Raw genomic sequence first — 23,791 nt, forward strand, 5'->3', positions numbered from 1 at the left:
AGGCCATAGTTGGCCGGACCCAGACAGGTCTTCTCCATGACCAGCAAACTCTGAGCGCCGATGAGTGCCTTGGTCTCCTCAATGTCCTGGACCAGGTCGTCGCTGCCTTTGATCGGCTGTGTTGGCGAGCCAGCAAGCAAGGAAAACCGGGAGCGAGAGCAGGTGATAAGAAGTCATTTGTTGAGATCGTGCGTGACTTGCGCAGCAGACAAGACCGTCGCCACCATCTGCTGCAAGCGGCTGAGTCGATCAAGAATCTGGCCCTTGAGTGCCAGCAATTCATCGCACGCCCCACTCAGAGACTCGGACTCGCCGCCGTCGCTCAGGCGAATGATTTCGGTGCCGACCTCATGAATACGCCGGTGGATGGCGTCGATCTCCTGGTATTCGGGTAAGTGACCGTAGCGCTTTTTTCCCTCTCCCGCGTACCAGACACCAAAACGGCAAAGGCCAGGGTTCTCAAGCTCTTCTCGTGACATGTCAATGTCTGCGCCCTTGGCTGAACCGATGACCCGCTGGACCCATTTGATATGTTCATACTGGGCCAGCAGGAGCGGCATATCGATGCCGTCCCATTCATTCCGGGCCAAGTGATCCCATTTCCAGTCCGGTGTGAAGGCTCGCGTCCAGCCCGCCACCTCGGCTGCCGGCATGGGGTAACTGATCCCATAACCCTGGGCGCAATCGCAACCAAAGTGCATCAGGAGCACCCCGTGTTCCGCCGTCTCAACACCCTCGGCGATCACCCGCTTATTGAAGGCACTGGCTAGCCCGATGACGCCTTCAATAATGGCCAGATCTTCCTGATCGTCGAGCATGTCGCGGACGAACGACTGATCGATCTTCAGTGTTTCGGCTGGCAACTGTTTGAGATAACTGAGTGACGAATAGCCGGTGCCGAAATCGTCAAGCGCGAAGGTGACGCCCATGGCCTGACAGGCGGCCATCACTTCGCGCATCATGTCGACATCCTCCAGAGCGGTGCTTTCGAGGATTTCGAGTTCCAGCAGATGCGCGGGCACATCCGGGTGCTCGTCCAGGATCGCCCGCAGACGCGCCACAAAATCGATGTGCTGAAATTGACGCGCGGCGATATTGACACTGACGGCCATCGGGTGGCCGTTGAGCGCCCACTGTTCCATCTGTCCCAACGCCTCATGCAAGACCCACTCGCCGATATCCACGATCATCTGGGATTTCTCCACGAGCGGCAAAAACTCCATCGGCCCTAGGAGCCCCCGCTCGGGGTGCTGCCAGCGGATCAGGGCCTCCATGCCCACGACCTCACCGGTGCGCATATTCACCTTGGGTTGATAATAAAGCCGGAATTCGCCGTGCTGCAGGGCTTCGCGGATGCGATCAAGCTCACGGTGCTGATCGCGAAGCTCCCTGGCCGCGTCCTGATCGAACAGATGATAGCGATTACGGCCCTGCTGCTTGGCGAGATACATGGCTTGGTCGGCATGTCGCAGCAGAGTGTCCGGGTCGGAATCGTCGAATGGATACAGGGTGACGCCAATGCTGGCCGAGACACCCAGGTCGATGCCGTTGGTCCGGAAGGGCTTGGCCACGGCATCGAAGACCCGCTGGAGGATCATCTCTACCTCTTCGGCATTATCGAGTTCGGCAAGCAGGAGCACGAATTCGTCGCCCCCTAGGCGCGCGACCGTATCGCCGCCGCGCAGGGTCCCCCGCAGGCGATTGGCGATCTCGATCAGGAGCCGGTCGCCGATCTCATGGCCGTGCCGGTCATTGACGAGCTTGAAACCGTCGAGATCGAGAAAGCAGATAGCGACCAGCCGCTCGAAGCGCTTGGCGTTGGATAGTGTCTGATGGAGACGCTCGGCTAGGAGCACCCGGTTGGGCAGATCGGTCAAGGCATCGTAATGGGCTAGCGCCTCCAGGCGCTGCTGCGTATTTTTAAGGTCTGTGATGTCGATGAACATGCCGACATAGTGCGTGACCTCGCGAGCCCTGTTCGTGACCGCGTTGATATGGAGAATTTCCGGATAGACTTCACCGGATTTCTTGCGGTTCCATATCTCCCCCTGCCACTGACCGGTTTCATGTAGTCGACTCCACAGATCCTGATAAAAGGACGCCTCTTGCAGACCCGATTTGAGCAGGGCGGGCGTCTGTCCCAGCGCTTCCTCGCGCGAGTAGCCCGTCACCCTGGTAAAGGAGGCGTTGACATCGAGAATGCTGGCCTTGGGATCCGTGATGACAATTCCTTCCTGCGAATGCTCAAAGACGCTGGCAACTAACCGGAGTTTTCGATCTGCGAGCTTGCTTTCGGTCATGTCGCGCAGGGTTTCAACGGCGCCAATGACCCGGCCCGTCTCGTCCCGAATCAGCCCGGCGTCGATCGACAGGTAGAGTTCGCTGCCAAGCAGCGGCATGACGCACCAGTTCTCGGCATGGGCGGCGAATGCCTGACCCGGACGGGCCTCATGGCTGTCATAGAAATGACCGATTTCACCGGCACGTTCCTGGACGATCAGGTCGACCAGACAGGGGCGCGGCTCGCCGTAGAAGGCGCGCCAATGTTCCCGCGTGCCCAGGACTTCCTCAGCGGCCATGCCCGTCAGGCGTTCGCACGCCTCGTTCCAGACGATGACATTGCACTCGGCGTCGAGAACGAAGGTCGGGATCACCAACTGCTGGACCAACTTGACAGCAAACCCCTGTCCTTCTGACGATTTTTCCCTCTGGAAATCAGATGATTTAGTCTTGGACATGCGGACGCTTGCTCTGTGGTCTCGGATTGGTGAACGGATGGTCAGGATGCTGCGGACGCAATCATTCCCCTCTTAGGGGCATCTTAACCGCCAGACCGGAATCAAACGAATGGGTTTCACGGCAGTTTATACGGCTGACGGGTATGACGCCCCGAGATTATAATGATTGCCCAGCCTGAAGCTCCGCCATTTGGCGCAAAGTGGTCAGACCGAGGCGATCAAACCTGGCAACATCCAAGCGCAATCGCATCGTGCCGATTAACGTCCGGGTCAGCCCTAAGAAGCCACTCCAAGATTCGCCGGGGTCAGGCCAGTAATTAGAACCATTTGGAAAGAGATAAATACAATGAACACGAAAAAGCTCGCACTGTCCGCAGTCCTCATCTTCGGCACTGCCCACGCCGCCACCGACAGCGTTGTCGCCTATACCCTGACTGAGGGAGAGGACATCCAGACTGTCGCTGGAAACTATGACCTGACCGTGGAGCAAATCCTGGTAACTAACGGAATGGAGACCGACGAGATCACGGTTGGCACAGTGATTTATATCCCACCGCTGCATGCGACTGGCTATTTCAACCCTGAGACCGGGGTCTATACCGTCGCAGCCGGCGATGATCTGTACGAAATTGCGCGTCGATTCGGGACAACAGTCGCTGCCCTGGAAGCGGTCAACGAACTCAGCGGTGACACGATCGCTGCCGGTCAGACCCTGCAAATCCCGGATTAACTGATTAACCGCCCGGGCACGCTGGCCGAAAAGTCCAATTCCCACAAGGCGACGCATAGACACCGAGTGGTTCGGGTCTATGCGCTTGCCCTGCTGAGTGCGTTTGAAGTCATGAGCAAGTGTTTGGTTTGTGCGCTTTTCGTCCTTTTTGCAGGCCAACTGATGGCGGATGACGCGGCGCTCGCCGAGGTCTTTGCCCGCGGCGGCGTCGAAGGAACGACGGTGATTTCATCGCTGAGCGGCGAGCAGACCTTTATCTATAACGAATCCCGAGCACGCCAAAGGTTCTCGCCGGCGTCGACATTCAAGATACCGAATACGCTGATCTCCCTCGAAGAGCAGGGCATTTCCGGCAAGGATGCAGTGTTCAAATGGGATGGGCGAGTTCACGAGATTTCCGCTTGGAATCATGATCAGACGCTGGAGAGTGCCTTTAAGGTCTCCTGTGTCTGGTGTTATCAGCAACTCGCGAGTCAGGTCGGTGCGGAGCCTTATCGCGCTTATCTGCAAGCGCTTGATTACGGCGAGCTGAGTGAGCCATTTTCTGAAACCACCTTTTGGCTCGACGGGGCGCTCACCATCAGCGCGATAGAGCAGGTTGCGTTTCTTAAAAAGCTGTATCAGCGTTCGCTGCCTTTCAGCGCATCATCCTACGAGACGCTGCGAGCCATCATGCTGGAAGAGAAGACGCCAGAGTATTCGATTCGGGCCAAGACAGGGTGGGCAACGCGCGTCACATCGAAAGTCGGTTGGTATGTCGGCTATGTCGAGACCCAGACTGATCAATGGTTTTTTGCGACCAACATCATGGCTGAACACGAAGCCGATCTGCCGCTACGCCAAGGGCTCACGCGAGAGGCGTTGCAGGCGGTCGGGGCTCTCGACGATTAGCGGACCGCCACCGAAGGACCCGGAGATGCGGGCGAAGAAGGTGCCGCCAACGGACTGAGACGTTCAGTTGGGCGGGTGATCAGTTGATGGCGCCTGCCAGTTGCGTTGCGCGATGCTCCATGTGCTGGAACAGGGATTTGTAGAGTTCACAATAGGGATCTTTCTCAAACAGGCTCTGGTGCATGCTGTAGGTGCGCACCGGGCAGCCGCCGTGACACATGGATAGATAGTCGCACTGGAGACAATCCCCTTGCATCAGCTTTACCGGGCGCGCGTTGAAATCCTCGCGGGCCGGGCTGTGGCGGAGCAGGTCGGACAGGCTGTCGCACTCGAGGATGTTGCCGAATCGATACTCCGGATAGCTGGTTACCCAGCAGTCGCACTGGGCGACATGGCCGCGGGCGTCGATGGCGATGAAATTGTCGGCGCAATTTGGCCCCCAGATGCAGGGCAGGCAGGCATCGCGATGGCTGAAGTAGTCGAGCAGTTGATCAAAGGGGCCGATGCGTACGCCGTCGCGATAACCGCGCTCCAGCCAGAGATCGGCCAGCTCGCAGTGGAATCGGGCTAATGCATTTACATCAAGGTTCACATCCGGGGACAACTGCTGCTTGACGGCATTTGCTTCACCGCCGGGAAATGGGGTGTTGATCTGAAAGTCGGTGATACCGAGCCTATCGACGAGTTGGGTGTAGAAGGACTCCGCACCCATCTCCAGCGTGCCTTGGTTGATCAAGGAAATCGCCTTCACATCAATGCCGGCGTCCCGCGCCATGCGGACTTTGCGGCACCAGAGGTCATCGTAGTGTTGGGGATCGCGTCCGGGCTGCTTGCGATGCCGGTTCGGGTAGTCCAACGAGGTGCTGAGACTGTTGCCGAACATCGCGGTGATGATGTCGTTCCAGTCCGAGCTGTAGGCCAGCATGTTTGTCTGCAAACCATGCTCGACGTGCTTGTCGCGCGTTGCGGCGGCCTCGCCGATCAAGGCGAATGCCTTTTCATACCAGCTTGGAGGCAGCAACATGGCTTCGCCGCCCTGCCAGTGGATGCTGAGCGCGCCGATCTGGTGGCTGTCCATGTGATCCAGCACCTTGTTGACGATCAGCTGGAGGCGTTCGAGACTCAGGCGATCGTCGGTGAGGTGCTCAAAGCAGTAGTCGCAAGCGGCGTTGCATTGGTTGGTCGACAGCAGGATCAGTGAAAAATGATTGCCGTTGATCACGGGCCGGCTCCTGCGCCCGGAGATGCGGCAGCGAGGTCCTGCCGGAGTTCGTCTCCCGCTTGCTTGAGGGTGTCGAACAGGGCCTTGACGCCCGTGCAGTCGTAGTCGCGCTCTGGCCATTTGAAATAGCCTTGGCAGGCGGACAAGAACGGGCAGTCGGCGCACTCGGCATTTTCAGCCAATAACCGGTTGCTCCAAGTCGCGACAAAGTCCTCGAAGATCAGGCCTTGGTCGGTCTCAGCACCGGTTTCGGCATTGGTCTCGGCTAGCCGACCGGGTAGGTGCTCCTGGCCTTGGTCGTCGATGTGGCGGATGAGCTTCGGGTCTTCTTCCTGAATCGCCCACAGGCTGACGGGCTGAGCATGGCAGAAGCCGAGCAGCAGGCTATGGAAAGGCTCGATTGGCTGTGTCACCCTGGGCCTGTGCAGATAGTCTTCCAGCAAGTGCGCCAGCGCGTCGATGCGTGCTGGTTGCGGTTGCCCGAGCAGAAGTCTGATCTGGAAGTGTAGTGACGAGGCCAGTTTGACGGCATTCTCGAAACCGGCCTCGACGGGCAGCGACACCCGCACCGGATGGTTGTTGAGTAGCTTGGCATAGCGGTAGAGGCTGGTGAAGTCTCGCGCTGGATGCCTCATCGGCAGATCGATTGGGATGGCTTCGGCCCAGTGCATCAGGGCGTCGATGTCACCCGGCAGCTCGCACAACTGAATGTAGGCGAGGTTGGCGAAATCTTCATCGCGCACTTGGGCGACCAAGTGGTTTGGGAGCGCACTGCGCACGATCAGATCACGACCGCGAAACGCCTCCAGCTGCGCGAGCGGGATCTGGTAGAGGAGGGAGGTCATCGAAAGAACCGTGGCCGAACCCGCCGGCCGGGTTGGTCGGCAGGCTCAACCAGGATTGACGGCGCCGCTTAGCGTCTGTTGACCCAGCTGCCGCCATAGCCGCCGCCCCGACGGTTGGCCCAACTGCCGCCGCCAGAGCCGCCGCGCCCATCGATCCAGCCGCCTCCGCGGACAACACCACCACCGCGGCGGTTGATCCAGGCTGCGGCCTGTGCGGACTGCTCAGGCATTAGCGTGCCACCAGCCACAGCGCCGACAATCACAGCGCTGGACCACTTGCCGAGGCCCAGAAGAAAGCCTCGACGGCTCTGGAGCTGCTGCTCTTCGGAAAGCTCAGTGTGAGGGTTGGCGTCGGCATCGCGCGCAACGGCGTCAAATTCATGCTGGTCTGTCATGGGAAATGTCCTCTATTTTGGTGCAGCCTGTGACGCGGGTTCCTCGCAGCCGATCAACTGCGAAAAATGCATGCTGTGGAAGCGCCAGGCATCGTCCTGCTTAACCAGGACGGCGGAGATGTTGGTCACGAATTCGCGTGACTGATCTGCCTTTTTATCGGTAAAACTGCACACACCGGTAAGCCAGGTTACATCGTCCTGCGCGCTGCCGGCACCGTCGCTGCACTTGACCGCCATGGTGTTGGCGTCGAATCCTGCCACGAAGTGTTCATAAGCGTCTTTGACCTCGGCAGGGCCGACCCAATGCTCGCCGGGACCGGTGCCCATGAGCATGATGTCGTCGCTGTCTGCATAGGTGGCCATGACACCATCGATATCGTGCGCGTCAAGTGCCTTGTGCTGCTGTTCCCACAGCGCCTTGACGGACTCGACTGTCGTTTGCTCGGTCTCGGCCAGCGCCGTCCCAGCGCTGATACTCATTGCCAATGCCAGAGCTGTGGTCGCCAATTTACTCATCAGTACCTCCGCGAGAAATCCCGCCTGTGGGGCGGGACAAGGATAGAGGCAGCGACAGCTCCCATCTTCAGGCGGGGTCGTTGCCCTGGAAAATAATGTGCTAATCGGTTATACACGTCTTTCGCCAAAGCTACCAGCTTCTTGGGGCAGGAGATCGAACCTTCGGTTAGCTTTCACTTCAGTGTTTTGTATCCATGAAATCCCGCGCTCCTTTCCACCCTAGGGCGCGCCTGTTGATATCAGGGCTTAATGTCAAATCCTACTTGGGAAACATGAACTGGACTTGCGCGCGAATCTGTCAGTCGGCACCGAAATCCGGGGGGGTGACATCGGGATCGAAATCCTGTGTCTACCAGCGGAAGGTCACTCCCAAAGCAGGACCGGTCATGCGCAGATCCGCGTCACGCTTGTCGTTGAAATCGTAGGAGAGACTGCGGATGGAAAGATTGACCTCCCCCCAGTCGAAGGCATAGCCCAGGCCGACCAGCGCTTGCCAGGTCCAGTTCGATGAGCCGGTGCCGACATCCAGGTAGTAGGGCATGGTCCAGTGTCCGTCGCCGAAACGAATCTGGCCCTTGACCCCGATAATGCCGTCCCACTCGGTCAAAGCGCGCGGTTTGTCTCGGCTGGTGTCAAGCAGGCCCCTTGTGCTCAGAGTGTCGAACTTTAGTTCGGATTCGATCCCTGCATAACGAAAGCCGGCCAACAGATCCAGGTTCCCATTGGAATTGTGGATCAGAGTGCGGGCACCCCCCAGAGTCCAGAGGGTTGCTGAAAGGCTGGTGTTGGCCTTCACGCTGATGTTGGTCAGAGGCAGGCCATCCGGCCCCGTGATGTCGCGTGCGCGCGAGTTCTGCCTGCCGAAATCGATATAAATGATGTCGGTGAAGGCCGACCACTCGCCCTTGCGCACCTCGCCGGTGGCCATGGCGCCGAACTTGAGGTTTTGCAGATAGTCGTTTGGACCGATCTCGGTTTTGATGTTGAAATCGGAGAGGTTGAGATTGGCTCCCGGCGCCTTTCCGTTGAGGGTGCCGTTCAGGTTAGGCAGCCAGAGATAGGGCGTCAGGGTGAAGTGCCAGTCACCGTCGAAGGGATCGACCGCATCGGCTGCAGTGGCGGTGATCGAGGACGCCAATAAACCAAAAACTGCCAGGGAGGTTAGCGTCCGATATAGGGGGGCGGGCATGGGCATGGCTTCGCAATGAGTTAGCTGGTGGAATGATGAAACCGCGTCGAGCCTTTGATGCTTGTCGATTCGGCTTGCTGCGGCGATGGGAATTTTTTGCAATCACCCGTGTGGATAAGCTTGCTTCCGAGAGCATAAATGGCTTGAACGTCTCGGTCTTACCATTTCACGCCAACTTCTGCGATCGCTGCCCGACCCAGCATCCAAAACTCACTTCAAACGGGTCTCGATAAGCGATGGCGTCGACCAAGAACAAAAGTGCCGAGAGAGAGAAGTCGGGCAAGAATGGGTGGGATATTTATTTGGTGGTGGGTGCTTGTACCGCGTCTGCGATGTCCTGGCTCAGCCGCGCCAGCGCGCGACTGTGGGCGGCGGCGAGTTCGTCGTAGCCCGGTTGGTTAACAGGCTCCCGCGTGCTGGTCCGCCCGGTCTTTGACTGGCCGTCCTTGATGCGACGCAGGGTCCAGACCGCATCCAGTGTGGCGGCTTCGCCAGGCGTGGAATCGAACCGCTGGACCTCGATCGAGACACGATAATCTGCTTCAGCGCTCGACGACCCTGGAAATTGTGTGACATGTGGGGTTCGTAAGAGGGCAACCAGATTTTCTGCAACGGTGCGCGAGATCTCGTCCTTCAGCGGCGAGGCCCAGCGGTCGAATTCCTGCAGGCTCACCTGATTCGGACCCAGGGTGACGACCATCTGCGGGCGGTCGACCGCCGCCGGCACGCTCACCGGACCGACGGAGAGCGACAGACTGGAGGCGGGCGCGACAGTGCTAGTTGTTGCGCTGAGGGTGTAGAAGCGCGCTGTTGGCGAAGCGCAGCCGGCTAGCACGGCCGCAGCAGTGCCGATGACCAGAATGCAAATAACCGGGGCGATCTGTCGAGCCATCAGGGTTTCTCTCCATCTTTGCCGCGAATCAGGGATGACGGATTCCGTTCGAGATAGTCGGTGAGCACGCGCAACGAGCGCGCCGCACGACTCACCTCCTGCAAGGCGTCGCGCAGTTCGAGCTGTCCGGGGGCATCCTGGCCAAGCAAGGTCTCGTCAGTGTTCTTGATCACCTTGTTGGCAGTCACCATCGCACGGCGGAACGCGGCGATCGCTAACTTTAGCTCCGGGGTGACGTCCGCGTCGATATTGTTTACGGCCTTGTCGATGCCCTCGATCGCTTGGTTCAAGGTGAGCAAGGTCTGTGCGAGTTCGGTCCCGATGGTTTCAAAGGGGATTTTGTCCACCTTCGCGAGAATGCTTGAAACCTTGTCTTCCAGGTTTGTCAGCGTACTCGGGACGGTCGGGATGACAGGCATCTTCGGACTCCAGTCGACTTCCGCCTCGGGCGCGTCGGGAAAGAAGTCGAAAGCCACTAACAACTGACCAGTCAGCAGGCTGCCGCTGCGCAGTTGGGCGCGCAGTCCCCGGTCCATCACCAAGCGCTGAAAGAACGCATGGCTTTGCTCGGGGCTCTGCACCATAGCCTGCGCACTGGCCGATTGCACTGTATGTATATCAGACACGATGCGCTCCGGATAGGCGACAATCTCCACCCGGCCCCGCAGCTTGGTTGTCGCCGAATCGATATCGATGCCCACGTCGGTGACCTCGCCCGCCGGAAGTCCGAACAGGGTCACCGGGGCTCCCACAGTCAACCCGCGCAATGATTCCGCGAAGTAAAGCACGTAATGACGCGAGATGGTTTCCGGCTGCTTCATTGCGGTGGCGCGATCACCATAGAGCACGAAGGTGGTATCGGCCGCAGCGGGCGCGGACTCGACGGCGGAGCTTGGCGTCTCAAAGGCAATGCCGCCGACGAGCAGCGACACCAGCGACTGGGTGCGCACATCCAAACCGCTCTCGCCCAATGAGACATCAAGGCCGCTGGCGTTCCAGAAGCGCGTCTCCGGGCTGACAAAGTGATCGAAGGGGGTATTAACGAAGACGCGGATCGAGACGGAGTTGCCGTCTGGGTCGAGTTGGTAGGCCATGACCTGACCGACCTGAAGGCGACGAAAATACAGCGGCGAGCCGACGCTGACCGAGCCCAGGTCGGAGGCGGACAGCTCAAACTCGCGGCCTGGCTGGTCGATGGGGATGACGGGCGCCACCTTCAGGCCGGTGAAATGGCGCTGAGGCTTCGAGGACTTGCCCATCTCGAAGCCGATGTAGTTGCCGGACAAGAGCGTACTCAGCCCGGAGACGCCGCTCAGGGTGACTTGCGGCTGCACCACCCAGAACTTGGCGTCCTCGACCATCAGCCCCTCGGCGTGCTTGTCTATTTTTGCGGTGACCCTGACCATGGAGTAGTTCTGGTGCAGCTCCACCGCCGTCACCTGGCCGATCTTGACATCCTTGTATTTGATGATGGTCTTGCCGGCCTCGACACCCTCGGCGGATTGAAACAGGATGGAGATGGTCGGGCCTTCATTCAGGATACGGTTGACTGCGATGCCGATGGCGACCGCGGCGGCGAGCAACGGAATCAGCCAGATGGCGGAGACCCGCGAACGTCTGGGAGGTGTCAGTGTCGCTTGGGGCAGGGTGCTGCTGTCGAGAGCGTCAGCCAATTCAGGACTCCTGTTCGCCGCCCGCGTCCCAGATCAGGCGGGGGTCGAAGGTGGTGGCCGCGATCATGGTCAGCACGACCACGGCGGCGAAGAACATGACTCCGGCACCGGGGCGCACCGCCATCAGCGGCGAGAGCTGCACCAGGGCAACGGTGAAGGTGTCGACGAAGACATCCAGCATCGACCAGCGTCCGATAAATTCGACCATGCGGTAGAGTCGGGTCCGCTCTCGATTGCTGCTCGACGAGCGCCGCTGCACGGAGATGAGCAAATAACCGAGCGCGATCAGCTTGCCGAGGGGCACCATCACGCTCGCGATCAGCACGATCAGCGCCAGCGGCCAAGAGCCGGAAGTGTAGAGGAAAACCACGCCGCCCATGATGGTGTCGTACTCGGTGGAACCGAGCGTGGTGGTTCCGAGCACCGGCAGCAAGTTGGCGGGGATATAGCAGATTGCCGCTGCGATCACCAGCGCCCAGGTGCGCTCAATGGACTGCCGCCGACGCGACTCAAGCGCGCTGCCGCAACGCGGGCAATGGCCCGGCTCGTCGGCACTTGCGGCCCGCACCAGCAAACCGCAGTGCTCGCAGCCGATCAGACCGGCTTGCGCGGCGGTCAGCGCGGCGGCCATTAGGAAGACGCCTCGGGCGCCGAGTCCCCGGCGATGGGGGGTGATGTTTTCGGCTTGACCCAAGCGACCCGCTGCCAGATCGCATGGGGATCGAAACTTACCTCGATGGCGGGGATCAGCAGCATCAGAACACCTACGGCAAACATACCGAAGCCGGGCTCCACCTTCGCCAGGGCTGCGATCTTAATCAAGGCCACCAGGATGCCGAGCATCATGACCTCGACCATGGACCAGGGCCGCATGCGCTCGGCCCAGCGCAGCATTTCCCCAACCCAGCCCGGCACCGGCGTCCGCCCGGCGCCAAGCAGCACCATTAGCATGAACAGGATATAGCCCGCCGGCGCGACCACCGCGCAGAAGCCGACGATGACCGCCGTCGCCTGCTCGCCCTCAATCCACATCTGATAGGCGCCGCCGATGATGGTCGTGCTCGCGTGGCGACCCACAGCAGACAGCCCCATCAGCGGGTCGAAATTGGCAATGATCAACAACAGCAGAGCGGCGATAGTCAGCGCCAGCGGTCGGCTGATCGGGTCGGCGGTGCCGGTTGCCAGCACATGGCCGCAGCGCCCACAGCTTGCCTTGCCCCCAGGCGGGAGATCCGGGACGCTTTGTAGCAGATCACAATCGGGACATGCCAGGGTTTGCATGCAGGTCGGGGGCAAGCGTTCAGGGGCCAATGCGTTGCTTCAATAGGGCCAAGCGCCACCCTGTTGCGATGAATCAAGGTCCGAGCGACCTCGGCGCCATGGCGCTCTGGCTATTGCTCGGAGACTGCTTGGCCGAGTTTTGATAGCGACAGTGTCTCACCACTCAAAGTTAAAACCAAGCGTTGGCACCGTCCTGCGCAGGTTGCAGTCGTCGTTTCGGTGATCGGTAAGCGCAGGCAGGGCAAAGGCCAGGTCACCCGAATGCGCATGGTCCTGGCTGCCGCAGAGGATAAAACGGATGCTTCAGGGGAATCGAAGCCTTGTTCTCAAAACCCGGTTCGCACAAGACTGACCTCGACTGCATGAGACCGGCGGTCGTCGCTCAAGGGGATGGTCAAGCCGTCTTGCGGGACTCCGTCCAGGGTCACCTGTGGTGCGCTATTCGCCTCGGATGCCTGGTTGACCTCGATTGTGTAGAGCGTCTCGCGATAGCGGTAGCTGAGCTTGAAGCCATTCCAGTCCGCCGGCAGGCAGGGCGTGATGCGCAGGGTGTTTCCCTCCAGGTGCAGTCCGAGTAGGGATTTGAGGATGAGGCGATACATCCAGCCGGCTGAGCCGGTGTACCAGGTCCAGCCGCCGCGCCCGATATGGGGCGCGACGCCATAGACATCGGCGGCAATCACATAGGGCTCGACCTTGTAGGTGGCGATGTCCTCGGCGGTTCAGCTTCTCGATCTGCTTCCTGCCAGAGGGCACGGATACGAGTAATGTTCTCCTTCTTCCTTCCTTAGAGCATTCTTGGGCGGTTTTCGGCTAGCGCCGTGCTTGATGCTAGGAAGTCGGAGACTTGGATCAACACTGCTCCTCTTCTTGGAAAAGAGGAACGGTGGGCCATGATGGCTGGAGCTTGGAGACAGGGTACTTTGAGGACCGGCACTGCACCGATCTGCGTTCATTATACACCACCTCTCCGGGATGATGGGCTTGGCGCTCCTCATCGAATATGCCAGCAAGGCTGCCTCAAAGAACCTCCGGCTGGCCATAGGAAATTACAGGTGCGCTTGGTATCCAAGATAGTTAGCCCACCGACCAAAATTGGGCTAACCTTGGGATTTTGGAGTTACGATCAGGAGAGCACCCCATGGCGAGCATCGCGGATCTGATCCAAGAGGAAGCGAAAACACTACCCGAGCACCTTGGCGAGGAAGTCCTCGATTTCATTGGGTATCTTCGCACCCGTCACCCCGTATCCTTCGAGTCGGGTGACCAAGCGGCACGCCTGATCGAGTTGGAGGCCTTCTTTTCGCACTACCCACGAATCCCAAAGAATTTCAAGTTCAAGCGGGATGAGGCCAATGAGCGCTAAATTCATCGACACCAATGTCGCGTTATACAGCATGAGCGAAGATCAGGCGAAACGCCGCCAAGCGCTTTCCATCTTGACCTGTCACCCAACCCTATCCTTGCAGGTGCTCAACGAAGCTGCGAATGTCATGAGGCGCAAGCTCGGGTTCGATGTCCGGGTGATCAGCGATGTGCTAAAGCGCTGGCTGCACGAGAGCCAGCTCCATCCTTTATCACCGTCCACTCTGTTGTCTGCACTTGAGATAGGAGATCGGTATGGCTTTTCACATTATGACAGCCTAATCATCGCGGCCGCGCTCGAGTCCCGTTGTACTACCTTATACTCGGAAGACTTACAGGACGGTCAGGTGATTAATAATCGTTTGACGGTGGTGAATCCCTTCAAATGACCAGCCCAGTTTGGTTGCGACGGAATGTGTCGCCGTCACTGTGGCAAGTTTTCCTCTGCAACTGTGGGTCAGTCATTGTTGCGAATCATGGTTTTTCCAAACACAGTCATCTGAACACGATGCTTCTGTCGATCATCAATCAGCCGAATCACTGACTCTTCCAGCTCAACGCCATCCAGCCTTAACTGCTGCGTCACTCCATTCGCAGCCCCCTCCAAGGCACGGACTTGCTTGACCTCAATCTGATAGGTGGTCTCGCGATAGCGGTAGCTGAGCTTGAAGCCATTCCAGTCCGCCGGCAGGCAGGGCGTGATGCGCAGGGTGTTTCCCTCCAGGTGCAGTCCGAGTAGGGATTCGAGGATGAGGCGATACATCCAGCCGGCTGAGCCGGTGTACCAGGTCCAGCCGCCGCGCCCGATATGGGGCGCGACGCCATAGACATCGGCGGCAATCACATAGGGCTCGACCTTGTAGGTGGCGATGTCCTCGGCGGTGCGCCCGTGCAGGATTGGATTGATCATGTCGAACAGCTCCCAGGCGCGCGCCCGGTCGCCCAAGCGAGCGAAGGCCATGGTGGCCCAGATGGCGGCATGGGTGTATTGCCCGCCGTTCTCGCGCACACCGGGGACATAGCCCTTGATGTAGCCGGGTTCGAGTGGTGACTGATCGAAGGGCGGATCGAGCAGTTGGATCAGTCCGGCATCGCGGCGTACCAAGTGCTGATCCAGCGCCGCCATGGCCTGGCGTGCGCGCTCGGGATCGGCAACCCCGGACAGCACTGACCAGCTCTGGGCGATGGAGTCGATGCGGCACTCGGTACTGGTCGCAGAGCCGAGCGGGGTGCCATCATCAAAGTAGGCGCGCCGGTACCAACTGCCATCCCAGCCATGCAGCTCAAGGTTTTCGCACAGGCACTGTGACTCAGACTCACAGCGCTCGACCAAGGTTGCATCGTCGCGCGCCCGTGCCAGCTCGGCGAACTCTGTCAGCACCTGATGCAGGAAGAAGCCGAGCCAGATGCTCTCGCCGCGACCTTTAATGCCGACCAGATTCATGCCATCGTTCCAGTCGCCCGAGCCGATCAGCGGCAGGCCATGCTCGCCCATGCGCAGGCCGTGGAGAATGGCGCGCACGCAATGGTCATAGAGGCTGGCCGACTCGTCGCTCTGGCCGGGCAGGTCGTAGTAACCATCGTCTTCGCCGCTGACCAGGCGGCCATCGAGGAAGGAGACGGTCTCGTCGAGCACGCTGGTGTCGCCGGTGGTGCGAACATAGCGGCAGGTTGCCAACGGTAACCACAGGTAGTCGTCCGAGCAGCGCGTGCGTACGCCGCGACCTGAGGGCGGATGCCACCAGTGCTGGACATCGCCTTCGCGGAACTGACGCCCCGCACAGCGCAGCAGATGGTCGCGCACCAGCTTAGGCTCGGCATGGATGAGCGCCATGCTGTCCTGTAATTGGTCGCGGAAACCGAAGGCACCGCCCGACTGATAATCGCCGCTGCGCGCCCAGAACCGGCAGGCCAGCGTCTGGTAAAGCAGCCAACCGTTGGCGAGTAGGTCAAGCGCCGGGTCGGGCGTCTCGACCTGCACCGCGCCGAGCCGGTGCGTCCAATCGGCTTGCACTGCCGCCAGCGCTGCGCGGGCGGCGGTTGAGCCGCGCTGAGGTTGCGCCAGCAGGGTGGCATCATCGGCGTCGCGCCGGCCGACCACGCCGAGCCGGAAGACGATCTCGTGGTCTTGTCCAGGGCCGAGGTCGAAATGCGTTTGCAGTGCGCCACAGGCATCGAGTGCCGGGCCGACCCGACCGGAGAGTCGCGTCCTAGTGAGTGCGGCGGGCTGGCTCAGGGTGCCGTTTCGCCCGAGGAACTCGGTGCGGTCACCGCTTAGGCTGCGGTTTGGGTCGTCAACATCGAAGAAGGCCAGTCGACCAGCAAACTCGCTGTTGTAGGGATTGCGGGCGAAGAGCGCACCGCTATTCGGGTCGACCTCGGTGACCAGATGCAGCGCCGACTTGGGCCGCAGGTCGCCAAGCACCCATTCGACATAACCGGTCGCGGACAGCCGACGCGGATGCTTGGAGCCATTGTGCAGCTTGAGCACCATGTATTTTACTGGTGCATCCAGGGCGACATAGACCCAGAGTTCTGAGTCAATGCCGGCCTCGCGATGCTCGAAGACGCTGTAGCCAAAGCCGTGCCGACTGACATAAGGCGTGGTGCCGCTGGCGGGCAGGGGGGTTGGCGACCACACCTGGCCGCTCGCTTCATCGCGCAGATAGAAAGCCTCGCCGTGGACATCGCTGACCGGGTCGTTATGCCAGGGGGTGAGTCGAAACTCATGGGCGTTGTCGCTCCAAGTGTAGGCGCCGCCACTGGCGGAGACCACGGTGCCAAAATGTTCATTGGCCAGCACATTCACCCAGGGCGCCGGCGTGGTCTGACCGCCGGGCTCGGTGGTGATGACGTATTCCCGCCCGTGCGCTGAAAAGCCGCCGGTGCCGTTGTCGAACCGGAGCGCTGGGAGGGGGGGAGCCGGCTGTGACCAGTCGCGCGCGCGGCTGCCGGTGGGCTTGAAGGCTGGCGTGCGATTCTGCCGCGGGTCGCGGCGGTTGAGCTGCTCGGCCAGGGTGCCGCGCTCATCGCTCAAAATGGCGCGCGCCACAGTCTGGAACAGTACCCGATCCTCGTCCGAGATCTGATCGGCCGGGCGGATAAATATGCCGCCGGGATGATCGACCACATGCGCCTCGACCCCGGCGGCGATCAGCCCAAGAATCTGCTCCTGGAGTTGCTGGCGATAGCCGGCGTGATCCTCGTTCCAGATCACCAGATCGACAGTCAGTCCCTTCAGTCGCCAGTACGCATGCGCCTGCACCAGTTGATGCACTAGGGCGATATTGGCCTGGTCGGCAATCTGGCAGAGCACAATGGGCACATCACCAGAGACCGCGTGACTCCAGAGGCCAGACTGTCCCCGGCGGTTCTGCGCCAGTACGCCGGGCGCGGCGCGCAATGCGGCGTTGGTATAGAGGATGGAGCTGGCCAGCCTGCCATAAAGCTGGGCGTCGGCCGGGGTCGCATTGAGTTGGCGCAGTACAACCTGGCTGTGCGTCCAGGCCAGATCGAAAACGCGATTGGCCAGGCGCCCGTCCTGGTATTTTTCCACCAGTCCTACCGCCTGCTCGCGGGTCTCGCCGATGCCGCAGATCAGGTCCAGGGTGGCGGTCTGCTCGGCCTCCAGGACGATGCACTGGCGGATGGCAACCATGGGATCGAGCACCGAGCCGGCGCTGCCGGACAGAGCGCCGGATTGATCCATGGCCAGCGGAGCCGCCAGGCTGCGATCCCGTCCGAGAAAGCGCATACGGTCGGTCTCGGCGGATGGCGCCAGCGCGGCATCGCTCGCCACCTCAGATGCCAAGCTGCCGCGCACCACCAGCGCATGGAACAGCCAGGGCGAGGTCTCTTGCTGCGAGCGTGGCCGGCGGTGGCAGAGAATCGCCGAGCCGGAAGGGAGGATCTCGGTCTGCATGAACAGATTGCTGAAGGCCGGATGCAGGGCATCGGCCGCGGGCGGGGCGAGTACCACCTCGCTGTAGCTGGTGACCTCGATCACCCGGCGATTGCGCGAGTGGTTGGTCAGGCGCAGCCGGCGCAGTTCGAGATCGTCCTCCGGGGAGACGACGATCTCGGTGTAGGTCTCGATCTCGTGATCGTGGCGGCGGAACTCGGCACGGCCCTCGGAGAAGATCGCCTCGAAGCGATCCGGTGTGGTCAGAGTCGGCTGGTAGGCGCTCGACCAGAGTGCGCCGCTGTCGAGATCGCGCAGATAGCAGAAGCTGCCCCAGTTGTCGCGCGTGCTGTCCTCGCGCCAGCGGGTGACGGCCAGATCCTGCCAGCGGCTGTAGCCACCGCCGGCGTTGGTCACCATGACGTGGTAACGCCCGTTCGATAGCAACTGCACCTCGGGATGCGGGGTGTTGGGGCTGGTGAGGACGCGGATTGGTGACTCCAGTGTGCCGTCGCTGGCGCGTTCGCTGGTGATCTCGCCATGGGTGTCGGAATAGAAGGCCGTGGTCTTGGGGATGCGCTCTTGTAGCAGCAGCGCGGTGGCCTGGAAGGACGGCACAGCGGCAAAGCGGCGCTGCATTGGCTGATCAAGCAGCAGCGCGGCCAGAGACAGCAAGGTCATACCCTGATGATGGGCCATGAAGGAGCGCACCACGGCGCTCGCCTGGCCACGCGGCAGCCGCGATGGCGTGTAGTCGATGGCCTCATAGAAGCCGAACGGCCCTGACAGCCCAGCGGCTGCGAGCCGCTGGAGATTCTGGCAGGCGGCCTCGGGTGCCACCATGAGCGCGAGTGCCGAGGCGTAGGGCGCGATGACCAGATCTTCAGCCAGCCAGCGCTTGAGCCCCAGCCCAGGGACGCCAAAGGCGCGGTACTGATAATTGAGCTGGGCATCGACGCCGTTATAGCCGGATTCCGACACGCCCCAGGGCACGCCACGCTCCCGGCCATAGGCGATCTGGCGCGCGACGGCGGTGTGATAGGTCTGGTCGAGCAGGGTGTTAGCGTAGCTCGGCATCACCAGCAGCGGCATCAGGTACTCGAACATTGAGCCGCTCCAGGACAAGAGCGTGGTGCTGCCGGAGGCGCGGGTGAGCAGACGGCCAAGGGCAAACCAGCTCTCCTGCGGCAACTGGCCCTGGGCGATGGCGACGAAACAACCCAGCCGCGCCTCGGAGGCGAGCAGGTCGTAGTAGCTCTCGTCGCGGCGGCGCTCGGCGACCCGGTAGCCGATGGACAGCAGGGACTGCGCTTCGTCAAACAGAAAGTCGTAGTCGAGGCGGGACAGCTCGCTCGTGGTATAGGCCAGTTGCTCAATGTCACTGATGCGCTGGCTGGCCAGCTGAGCGGATTCCTCTGTATTCAGCTCAAGCTCGGCCAATTGGCGCAGCGTGATGGCCAGGTCGTCGCTCTGCGAGCTCTTGTCGTTGTCGTCTTTGTTGTCCTGATCGTCTTTGAAGCACCAAGGCGCCAACAATACCAAGTCATCCAGCAACCCACGGCAATGCCGCGCCAAAGCTTGCGTCCAAACCGTCACCGCATCCTCTGCCTTCGCATTCGTTTCCAGCGCAGCCGCTTGCGCCTGCGTTGTCAGCTGATCAAGACAGCTGCATGCCTCACTCAGCCCAGTCGGTGGCGCCAGAGTGGCGGCCTTCAGCCTGTCCTGGAAGGGACGAAGCTCGCTCGGCAGTGTGCGTCCAAGGCTGAATCCGGGAGCCTCCGCAACGGCATCCGTCAGCACCTGCCAGGTATCCTGGATGCCTTCCAGCCAGCGCGGATTCAGGATGGGGGCGTCAATCAGCGCCAGCAGCCCCGGTTGCAAGGTCGAGAGATGACCGGCCAGGTTGCCGCTATCGACTGATGAGATGTAGCGGGGTTCGAGCGGCTCCAGGGATTGGGTGTCGTACCAGTTGAAGAAATGGCCGTGATGGCGCGGCAGCGCGGCCATGGTGCGCAGTGCCTCACCGGTGCGCGCGATGAGTTCGCCTGCGGGCAGGTAGCCGAAGTCATAAGCAGCCAGATTTGCCAACAGCGACACCCCCATGTTGGTCGGCGAGGTGCGATGCGCCACCACTGCCAGCGGGTGCTCCTGCACATTGTCAGGCGGCAGCCAGTGGTCGTCCGCGCCGACAAAGGTCTCGAAGAAGGCCCAGGTCTTGCGCGTGTTCTTGTGCAGGAATCCGATCTGCTCGGCGCTTAGATGCGCCGCGTGGTGCGCAAGCGGGCGGCTCATCCACCAGGCAAGCAGGGGTGCGACCAGCCAGGCCAGCAGGAGAGGTGCGACGGCCAGTCCGAGCATGGGCGCCCGCCACGCCAGCACGGCCCCGGTGAACAATGCCAGGGCCGGGGCGATCCACATGGTGCGATAATGGGTACCCAACGCTTTGCCGGTGCTATCCAAGTCCCCCGATGAGGTCCATTCGAGCAGACCACGCCGGCTGATGCCCAGTCGCCATAGGGTGCGGATCACGGCATCCAGACTGAAGTAGGCCTCGTAGGGCAGACAGGCCAGGTTAAAGAGCGCCTGCGTCAAACGCTGGCCGACGGCGCGCACCGCAGCGGCCAGATGCGCGGACCAGCGCAGATCACCAGGCTTGCGCAGCGCGCTCAGCATGGCGGTCAGCAGTGCCGGAATGAGCAGGATACTCAGCACCGCCAGAGTCCAGATGCCAGGCTGATCCAGCAGTACCAGCCCCAGCACCAGCAGCGCGGTCAGTGCCGCCGGCACCAGACTGCGGCGCAGGTTGTCGGCCAGCTTCCAGCGCGATAGGGCGGAGATTGGGTTGACGCGCAGGTTGCCGTTACGACCTGGCACGCGCGGCAGCAACCACTGGGCAATCTGCCAGTCGCCGCGAATCCAACGGTGGCGGCGGCTCACATCAGCGCTGTAGCAGGCTGGATAGTCCTCGTAGAGTTGCACATCGGACAGAAGACCGGAGCGGGCGTAGCAGCCTTCGAGTAGGTCGTGACTGAGGATGCGATTCTCGGGGAAGTGATCATCGAGCGCGTCCTCAAAGGCATCGACATGGTAGATCCCCTTGCCGATGAAGGAGCCTTCTTGAAACCAATCCTGGTACAGATCCGACACCGCCTGGGTGTAGGGATCAATGCCGGCATCCTGCCCATGCAGGCGTGCAAAGCGCGAGCGATTGGCGCCGGGCAGACTCACGGCCACGCGCGGCTGAAGGATGCCGTAGCCTTCGGCGACACGGCCCAGTGCGGGGTCGAAGCGCGGCTGATTGAGCGGGTGTTCCATGGCCGCAACCAGTTCCCGAGCGGCATCGCGCGGGAGCTGGGTGTCGGTGTCCAGGGTGATGACATAGCGGATGTTTGGCAGGATGAGCCGGTCGCCGACGATCAGCGAGAAACGCGCGTCCAATGCTGGGGCCTGTCCGTCGTCGGCTGGTTGATCGACCGGGGTGGCGCGCAGCCCGGCATCATTGTCGTCACGCAGCAAGGCGTTCAGATCCATCAGTTTGCCGCGCTTGCGCTCGTAGCCCATCCAGACCCCGGCGCGCGGGTTCCAGCGCCGTGGGCGATGGAAGAGTAAAAAGTGATCGCCGTTGGTGCACGGATATTTGGCATTGAGCGCCGCGATGCCGCGCGCCGCCTGGTCAATTAGCGCCTGATCACCCGGGAGAGTCTCGCTCGGCGCATCGCGCAGATCGGTGAGCAGACCGAAATGCAAATGGATACCCCGATTGGCCAGAAAACGCACCTCCAGCGCATCGAGCAGGGCCTCGACCTCTTGCTTGCTGCTGAGCAGGGTCGGCGTTACCACCAGGGTGCGCGCGTCCGGTGGGATGCTCACCGAGAAGTCCAGACGCGGAAGCGGGTAGGGGGTGGCGAGCAGACTCCCCAGCCAGTTCATCAGCGCCACCGCCAGTTGACTGGTGCCGAGCACGGCCAGCGCTGCCAATATGGGCAGCAGCCAGTTCGGCGCCCCCTCGGCCTGGGTCAGTAACCCCCAAGAAAAGCCGGTTGTCAGCAACAGGATGCCGGCCAGATAGAGCGCCAGGGCAGCGCCGCCTTCTGGTTTGCGCAGTGATGCCAAACCCGAGCGACGCAATCCTGCACGCTCTTCGAGTTGGGGCAATCCGCGACCGATCAGGTAGTCGCCAACATGCGCGGCGCACGCATCCGACGAGCCTTGGGCCGGAGTGCTTGCGGCGTTGCTCGCTGCAACCGAGGTCGCCCCGGTCTGCGCCAGATCAATGGCCGCGCGTGCCACCTCGGTCTCGGACAGCCGCCCGCGCTTGGCGATTCGCTCCACCACATGCCGGTAGCGATCTCGCGTGGTGAAATCCATCCGCCCGTATATGCCGACGGGATCCTCGCGCAGGGTCCGCTCCACCAGGCTCATGGTCTCGACCAGCTCGGGCCAGTCCATCGCCCCGAGGGAGCGCAGACTGCCGATGCTGTTGCCAATGGAGACCTGATCGGCGGCCTGCTGCTGGTTCTCCGCGCGCACCAGTTGTTCTATCGTCAACTGGGATTCACCGAGCTGCTGCTCGATCCATGTCAGCGGCAGTGCCAGCGAAGCGCTGCGCCCTTGCAACCGGCGCGCCAGCTCAGCGACGAACGCGCCGGACATGGGTGGGTTCGAGCGCGCCATGTCGGCGATTACCAGGATCAGATTCTTCGGGTCTGTGCCGGCCATCGCCAGCATCCGATCGGCCCAGCCATCGGCCAGGTTCTGATCGGTGCGACTGACGGCGACCCTTGCCGCGACCCGACGCAGATTCTCGATCAACGCAAGGCGCAGCATGATGGGAATGGCCCACAGCTCGCCTAAGCGCAGCACGGTGACGCTCTGATAGGCAGCAATGAAGCGGCTGAGATTTTCTGAGTCCACGCGCCCATCACCGTGCGCGATGACCTCCAGCGCCAGATCATAGACCCTGGGTCGGCCCGCCGAGGGACCCCGCCGCAGACGCGGCAACTCGCGACTATAGCCCTTGGGTAAATGCCGCTTGGCCGTGCGAATCTGTTCCTCGATCAGATAGAAGTTATCGAGCAGCCATTCGCCAGCCGGTGCGATGCGGCGGTTTTCGGTAACCGCCACCATCAACAATCGACAGACTTCCACCAGCACGGTGCCATTCTCGGTCAGGCGCCTTAGCAACAGATCGGGCGGATGGCCTGGCATTAGCCGATGCACCCCAGCCAGCACCTTGCCATGCTGTTCCATCTGCGCTGCGCTGAACAATTCTCCGCGCAGCGGCGGCTCCTCGCTGATGTCTGGATCGGTAAGGCCGGTGGGACGCCTCCACTTTTGCAGCATCAAGGAGACCTCGCGCATCGCTTGATTCAGTGTATTCATGTGCGCGGTCTCCTGGGTTGATGGTTAGTGGTTATTCATCTTGAGTGGGCGCTTCATCGTCCCAATAAAAATCCATTTGAGATCGGCCGATATTGTCGAGGTTAACCGTTTTACTCTGAGTTTCGTTGTGGCCTCTGTTGCCAGTGGGCGTGACTTCCACCTTGTACTGGCCTGGCGGCAATTGCGCGAAGAGCCATGGGCCGTTTGATACTGCCGTTAGAACTGGACTATTGGTGGTATCTAAGACTCTCACCTGTACCGCCGAGAGGTACTTGCCGCTGCCTTTGGTTGCGAACATTAAATGCAGGTTAAAGGCACCGCCCATGGTATTGAGTTCATTGCGCTCATTGTCGCCGATGCCACCCGAGACGTAGCGAATCCCGTTATCGGTTTTGACTTCCGAGTGCATGGTGTCCATTGCCGGCACGCGGGCGCCCATCTCTGCTTGCGTATCTGGCTGCTGCATTGCCGGATTCGCCCCTTCGGCTGGACGTATGGCCCAGCTTGACTCGGGCTCGGCCACATGTCCCATGTCGCCTGCGAGGATCACTCGCGGCGGATCCCCACACATCGGCTGGACTCCGATTGGCATGAGCAGGAAAAAGCCCACTAGAAGCCCCATCCGTTTGATCATTGCGCGATTGAAAATGGCCATTTCTATTCCCTCTTCGTGTATCACTTTGATTAACGGATGAAGCCTTTGTTGGATGTCACCCTTGTGCCGTTTTGTAACAGCTTGCGCAGAATGGTGATGGCGGCATGCTTGTTCCT

The 23,791-nt window shown here is 61.1% G+C and carries 17 protein-coding genes; 4 read left to right on the forward strand and 13 right to left on the reverse strand.

What is annotated here, in order from left to right; translation table 11 throughout:
* Nucleotides 1-173 precede the first annotated feature (173 nt).
* Entirely contained in the window at nt 174-2,738 is a 2,565-nt protein-coding gene (locus Thiofri_RS08080; RefSeq protein WP_009148160.1) for an EAL domain-containing protein, read from the reverse strand.
* Between the two features lie 346 nt (nt 2,739-3,084).
* Here Thiofri_RS08080 and Thiofri_RS08085 point away from each other — a divergent pair, with 346 nt between their 5' ends.
* Nucleotides 3,085-3,468: a LysM peptidoglycan-binding domain-containing protein gene (locus Thiofri_RS08085; RefSeq protein ID WP_009148161.1), complete on the forward strand. Its 384-nt coding sequence runs from the start codon at nt 3,085-3,087 to the stop codon at nt 3,466-3,468.
* A 111-nt stretch (nt 3,469-3,579) separates the two neighbouring features.
* Nucleotides 3,580-4,359 (forward strand): class D beta-lactamase, encoded by a 780-nt coding sequence (gene blaOXA / locus Thiofri_RS08090; protein ID WP_009148162.1) that lies wholly within the window; start codon nt 3,580-3,582, stop codon nt 4,357-4,359.
* Nucleotides 4,360-4,438: 79 nt separating this feature from the next.
* On the opposite strand, the gene Thiofri_RS08095 is transcribed toward blaOXA, so the two are convergent.
* From Thiofri_RS08095 to Thiofri_RS08140, 10 genes are all read right to left on the reverse strand, one after another.
* Nucleotides 4,439-5,581, reverse strand: coding sequence for a radical SAM/SPASM domain-containing protein (locus Thiofri_RS08095; RefSeq protein WP_009148163.1), 1,143 nt, complete (start codon nt 5,579-5,581; stop codon nt 4,439-4,441).
* Nucleotides 5,578-6,426, reverse strand: a complete 849-nt coding sequence (locus tag Thiofri_RS08100; protein WP_009148164.1) for a hypothetical protein — start codon at nt 6,424-6,426, stop codon at nt 5,578-5,580. Before Thiofri_RS08100 ends, Thiofri_RS08095 begins: the two co-directional genes overlap by 4 nt.
* A gap of 68 nt (nt 6,427-6,494) precedes the next feature.
* Nucleotides 6,495-6,821 (reverse strand): hypothetical protein, encoded by a 327-nt coding sequence (locus tag Thiofri_RS08105; protein WP_009148165.1) that lies wholly within the window; start codon nt 6,819-6,821, stop codon nt 6,495-6,497.
* A gap of 12 nt (nt 6,822-6,833) precedes the next feature.
* Nucleotides 6,834-7,337: a YybH family protein gene (locus Thiofri_RS08110; RefSeq protein ID WP_009148166.1), complete on the reverse strand. Its 504-nt coding sequence runs from the start codon at nt 7,335-7,337 to the stop codon at nt 6,834-6,836.
* Nucleotides 7,338-7,686: 349 nt separating this feature from the next.
* Nucleotides 7,687-8,526: a hypothetical protein gene (locus tag Thiofri_RS08115; protein WP_223296718.1), complete on the reverse strand. Its 840-nt coding sequence runs from the start codon at nt 8,524-8,526 to the stop codon at nt 7,687-7,689.
* 298 nt (nt 8,527-8,824) lie between these two features.
* On the reverse strand, nt 8,825-9,418 hold the full coding sequence (locus Thiofri_RS08120; RefSeq protein ID WP_009148168.1) for a PqiC family protein: 594 nt from the start codon (nt 9,416-9,418) through the stop codon (nt 8,825-8,827).
* Nucleotides 9,418-11,091, reverse strand: coding sequence for a PqiB family protein (locus tag Thiofri_RS08125; RefSeq protein WP_009148169.1), 1,674 nt, complete (start codon nt 11,089-11,091; stop codon nt 9,418-9,420). The genes Thiofri_RS08120 and Thiofri_RS08125 overlap by 1 nt, the downstream gene beginning before the upstream one ends.
* Nucleotide 11,092: 1 nt before the next feature.
* Nucleotides 11,093-11,722, reverse strand: a complete 630-nt coding sequence (locus Thiofri_RS08130; RefSeq protein ID WP_009148170.1) for a paraquat-inducible protein A — start codon at nt 11,720-11,722, stop codon at nt 11,093-11,095.
* Nucleotides 11,722-12,372, reverse strand: a complete 651-nt coding sequence (locus tag Thiofri_RS08135; protein WP_009148171.1) for a paraquat-inducible protein A — start codon at nt 12,370-12,372, stop codon at nt 11,722-11,724. Before Thiofri_RS08135 ends, Thiofri_RS08130 begins: the two co-directional genes overlap by 1 nt.
* Before the next feature lie 326 nt (nt 12,373-12,698).
* Nucleotides 12,699-13,055: a glycosyl hydrolase family 65 protein gene (locus tag Thiofri_RS08140; RefSeq protein WP_040855659.1), complete on the reverse strand. Its 357-nt coding sequence runs from the start codon at nt 13,053-13,055 to the stop codon at nt 12,699-12,701.
* A 458-nt stretch (nt 13,056-13,513) separates the two neighbouring features.
* Between Thiofri_RS08140 and Thiofri_RS08145 the strand changes: the two genes are divergently transcribed.
* Both Thiofri_RS08145 and Thiofri_RS08150 read left to right on the forward strand, forming a co-directional pair.
* Nucleotides 13,514-13,738, forward strand: coding sequence for a DUF2281 domain-containing protein (locus Thiofri_RS08145; RefSeq protein ID WP_009148172.1), 225 nt, complete (start codon nt 13,514-13,516; stop codon nt 13,736-13,738).
* Nucleotides 13,728-14,126: a PIN domain-containing protein gene (locus Thiofri_RS08150; RefSeq protein WP_009148173.1), complete on the forward strand. Its 399-nt coding sequence runs from the start codon at nt 13,728-13,730 to the stop codon at nt 14,124-14,126. The genes Thiofri_RS08145 and Thiofri_RS08150 overlap by 11 nt, the downstream gene beginning before the upstream one ends.
* Nucleotides 14,127-14,194: 68 nt before the next feature.
* On the opposite strand, the gene Thiofri_RS08155 is transcribed toward Thiofri_RS08150, so the two are convergent.
* Both Thiofri_RS08155 and Thiofri_RS08160 read right to left on the reverse strand, forming a co-directional pair.
* On the reverse strand, nt 14,195-23,020 hold the full coding sequence (locus Thiofri_RS08155; protein ID WP_009148174.1) for a GH36-type glycosyl hydrolase domain-containing protein: 8,826 nt from the start codon (nt 23,018-23,020) through the stop codon (nt 14,195-14,197).
* A gap of 31 nt (nt 23,021-23,051) precedes the next feature.
* Nucleotides 23,052-23,675, reverse strand: a complete 624-nt coding sequence (locus tag Thiofri_RS08160; RefSeq protein ID WP_009148175.1) for a carboxypeptidase-like regulatory domain-containing protein — start codon at nt 23,673-23,675, stop codon at nt 23,052-23,054.
* Nucleotides 23,676-23,791: the final 116 nt, after the last annotated feature.

The organism is Thiorhodovibrio frisius (assembly GCF_033954835.1).
In the GTDB taxonomy this organism is placed as follows: Bacteria; Pseudomonadota; Gammaproteobacteria; order Chromatiales; family Chromatiaceae; genus Thiorhodovibrio; species Thiorhodovibrio frisius.

Coding starts and splice junctions, on each gene's coding strand:
- Thiofri_RS08105 (WP_009148165.1), bottom strand. CDS start 6,821: ATGACAGACCAGCATGAATTTGACGCCGTTGCGCGCGATGCCGACGCC.
- Thiofri_RS08145 (WP_009148172.1), top strand. CDS start 13,514: ATGGCGAGCATCGCGGATCTGATCCAAGAGGAAGCGAAAACACTACCC.
- Thiofri_RS08155 (WP_009148174.1), bottom strand. CDS start 23,020: ATGAATACACTGAATCAAGCGATGCGCGAGGTCTCCTTGATGCTGCAA.
- Thiofri_RS08080 (WP_009148160.1), bottom strand. CDS start 2,738: ATGTCCAAGACTAAATCATCTGATTTCCAGAGGGAAAAATCGTCAGAA.
- Thiofri_RS08150 (WP_009148173.1), top strand. CDS start 13,728: ATGAGCGCTAAATTCATCGACACCAATGTCGCGTTATACAGCATGAGC.
- Thiofri_RS08110 (WP_009148166.1), bottom strand. CDS start 7,337: ATGAGTAAATTGGCGACCACAGCTCTGGCATTGGCAATGAGTATCAGC.
- Thiofri_RS08160 (WP_009148175.1), bottom strand. CDS start 23,675: ATGGCCATTTTCAATCGCGCAATGATCAAACGGATGGGGCTTCTAGTG.
- Thiofri_RS08085 (WP_009148161.1), top strand. CDS start 3,085: ATGAACACGAAAAAGCTCGCACTGTCCGCAGTCCTCATCTTCGGCACT.
- Thiofri_RS08100 (WP_009148164.1), bottom strand. CDS start 6,426: ATGACCTCCCTCCTCTACCAGATCCCGCTCGCGCAGCTGGAGGCGTTT.
- blaOXA (WP_009148162.1), top strand. CDS start 3,580: ATGAGCAAGTGTTTGGTTTGTGCGCTTTTCGTCCTTTTTGCAGGCCAA.
- Thiofri_RS08120 (WP_009148168.1), bottom strand. CDS start 9,418: ATGGCTCGACAGATCGCCCCGGTTATTTGCATTCTGGTCATCGGCACT.
- Thiofri_RS08115 (WP_223296718.1), bottom strand. CDS start 8,526: ATGCCCGCCCCCCTATATCGGACGCTAACCTCCCTGGCAGTTTTTGGT.
- Thiofri_RS08135 (WP_009148171.1), bottom strand. CDS start 12,372: ATGCAAACCCTGGCATGTCCCGATTGTGATCTGCTACAAAGCGTCCCG.
- Thiofri_RS08130 (WP_009148170.1), bottom strand. CDS start 11,722: ATGGCCGCCGCGCTGACCGCCGCGCAAGCCGGTCTGATCGGCTGCGAG.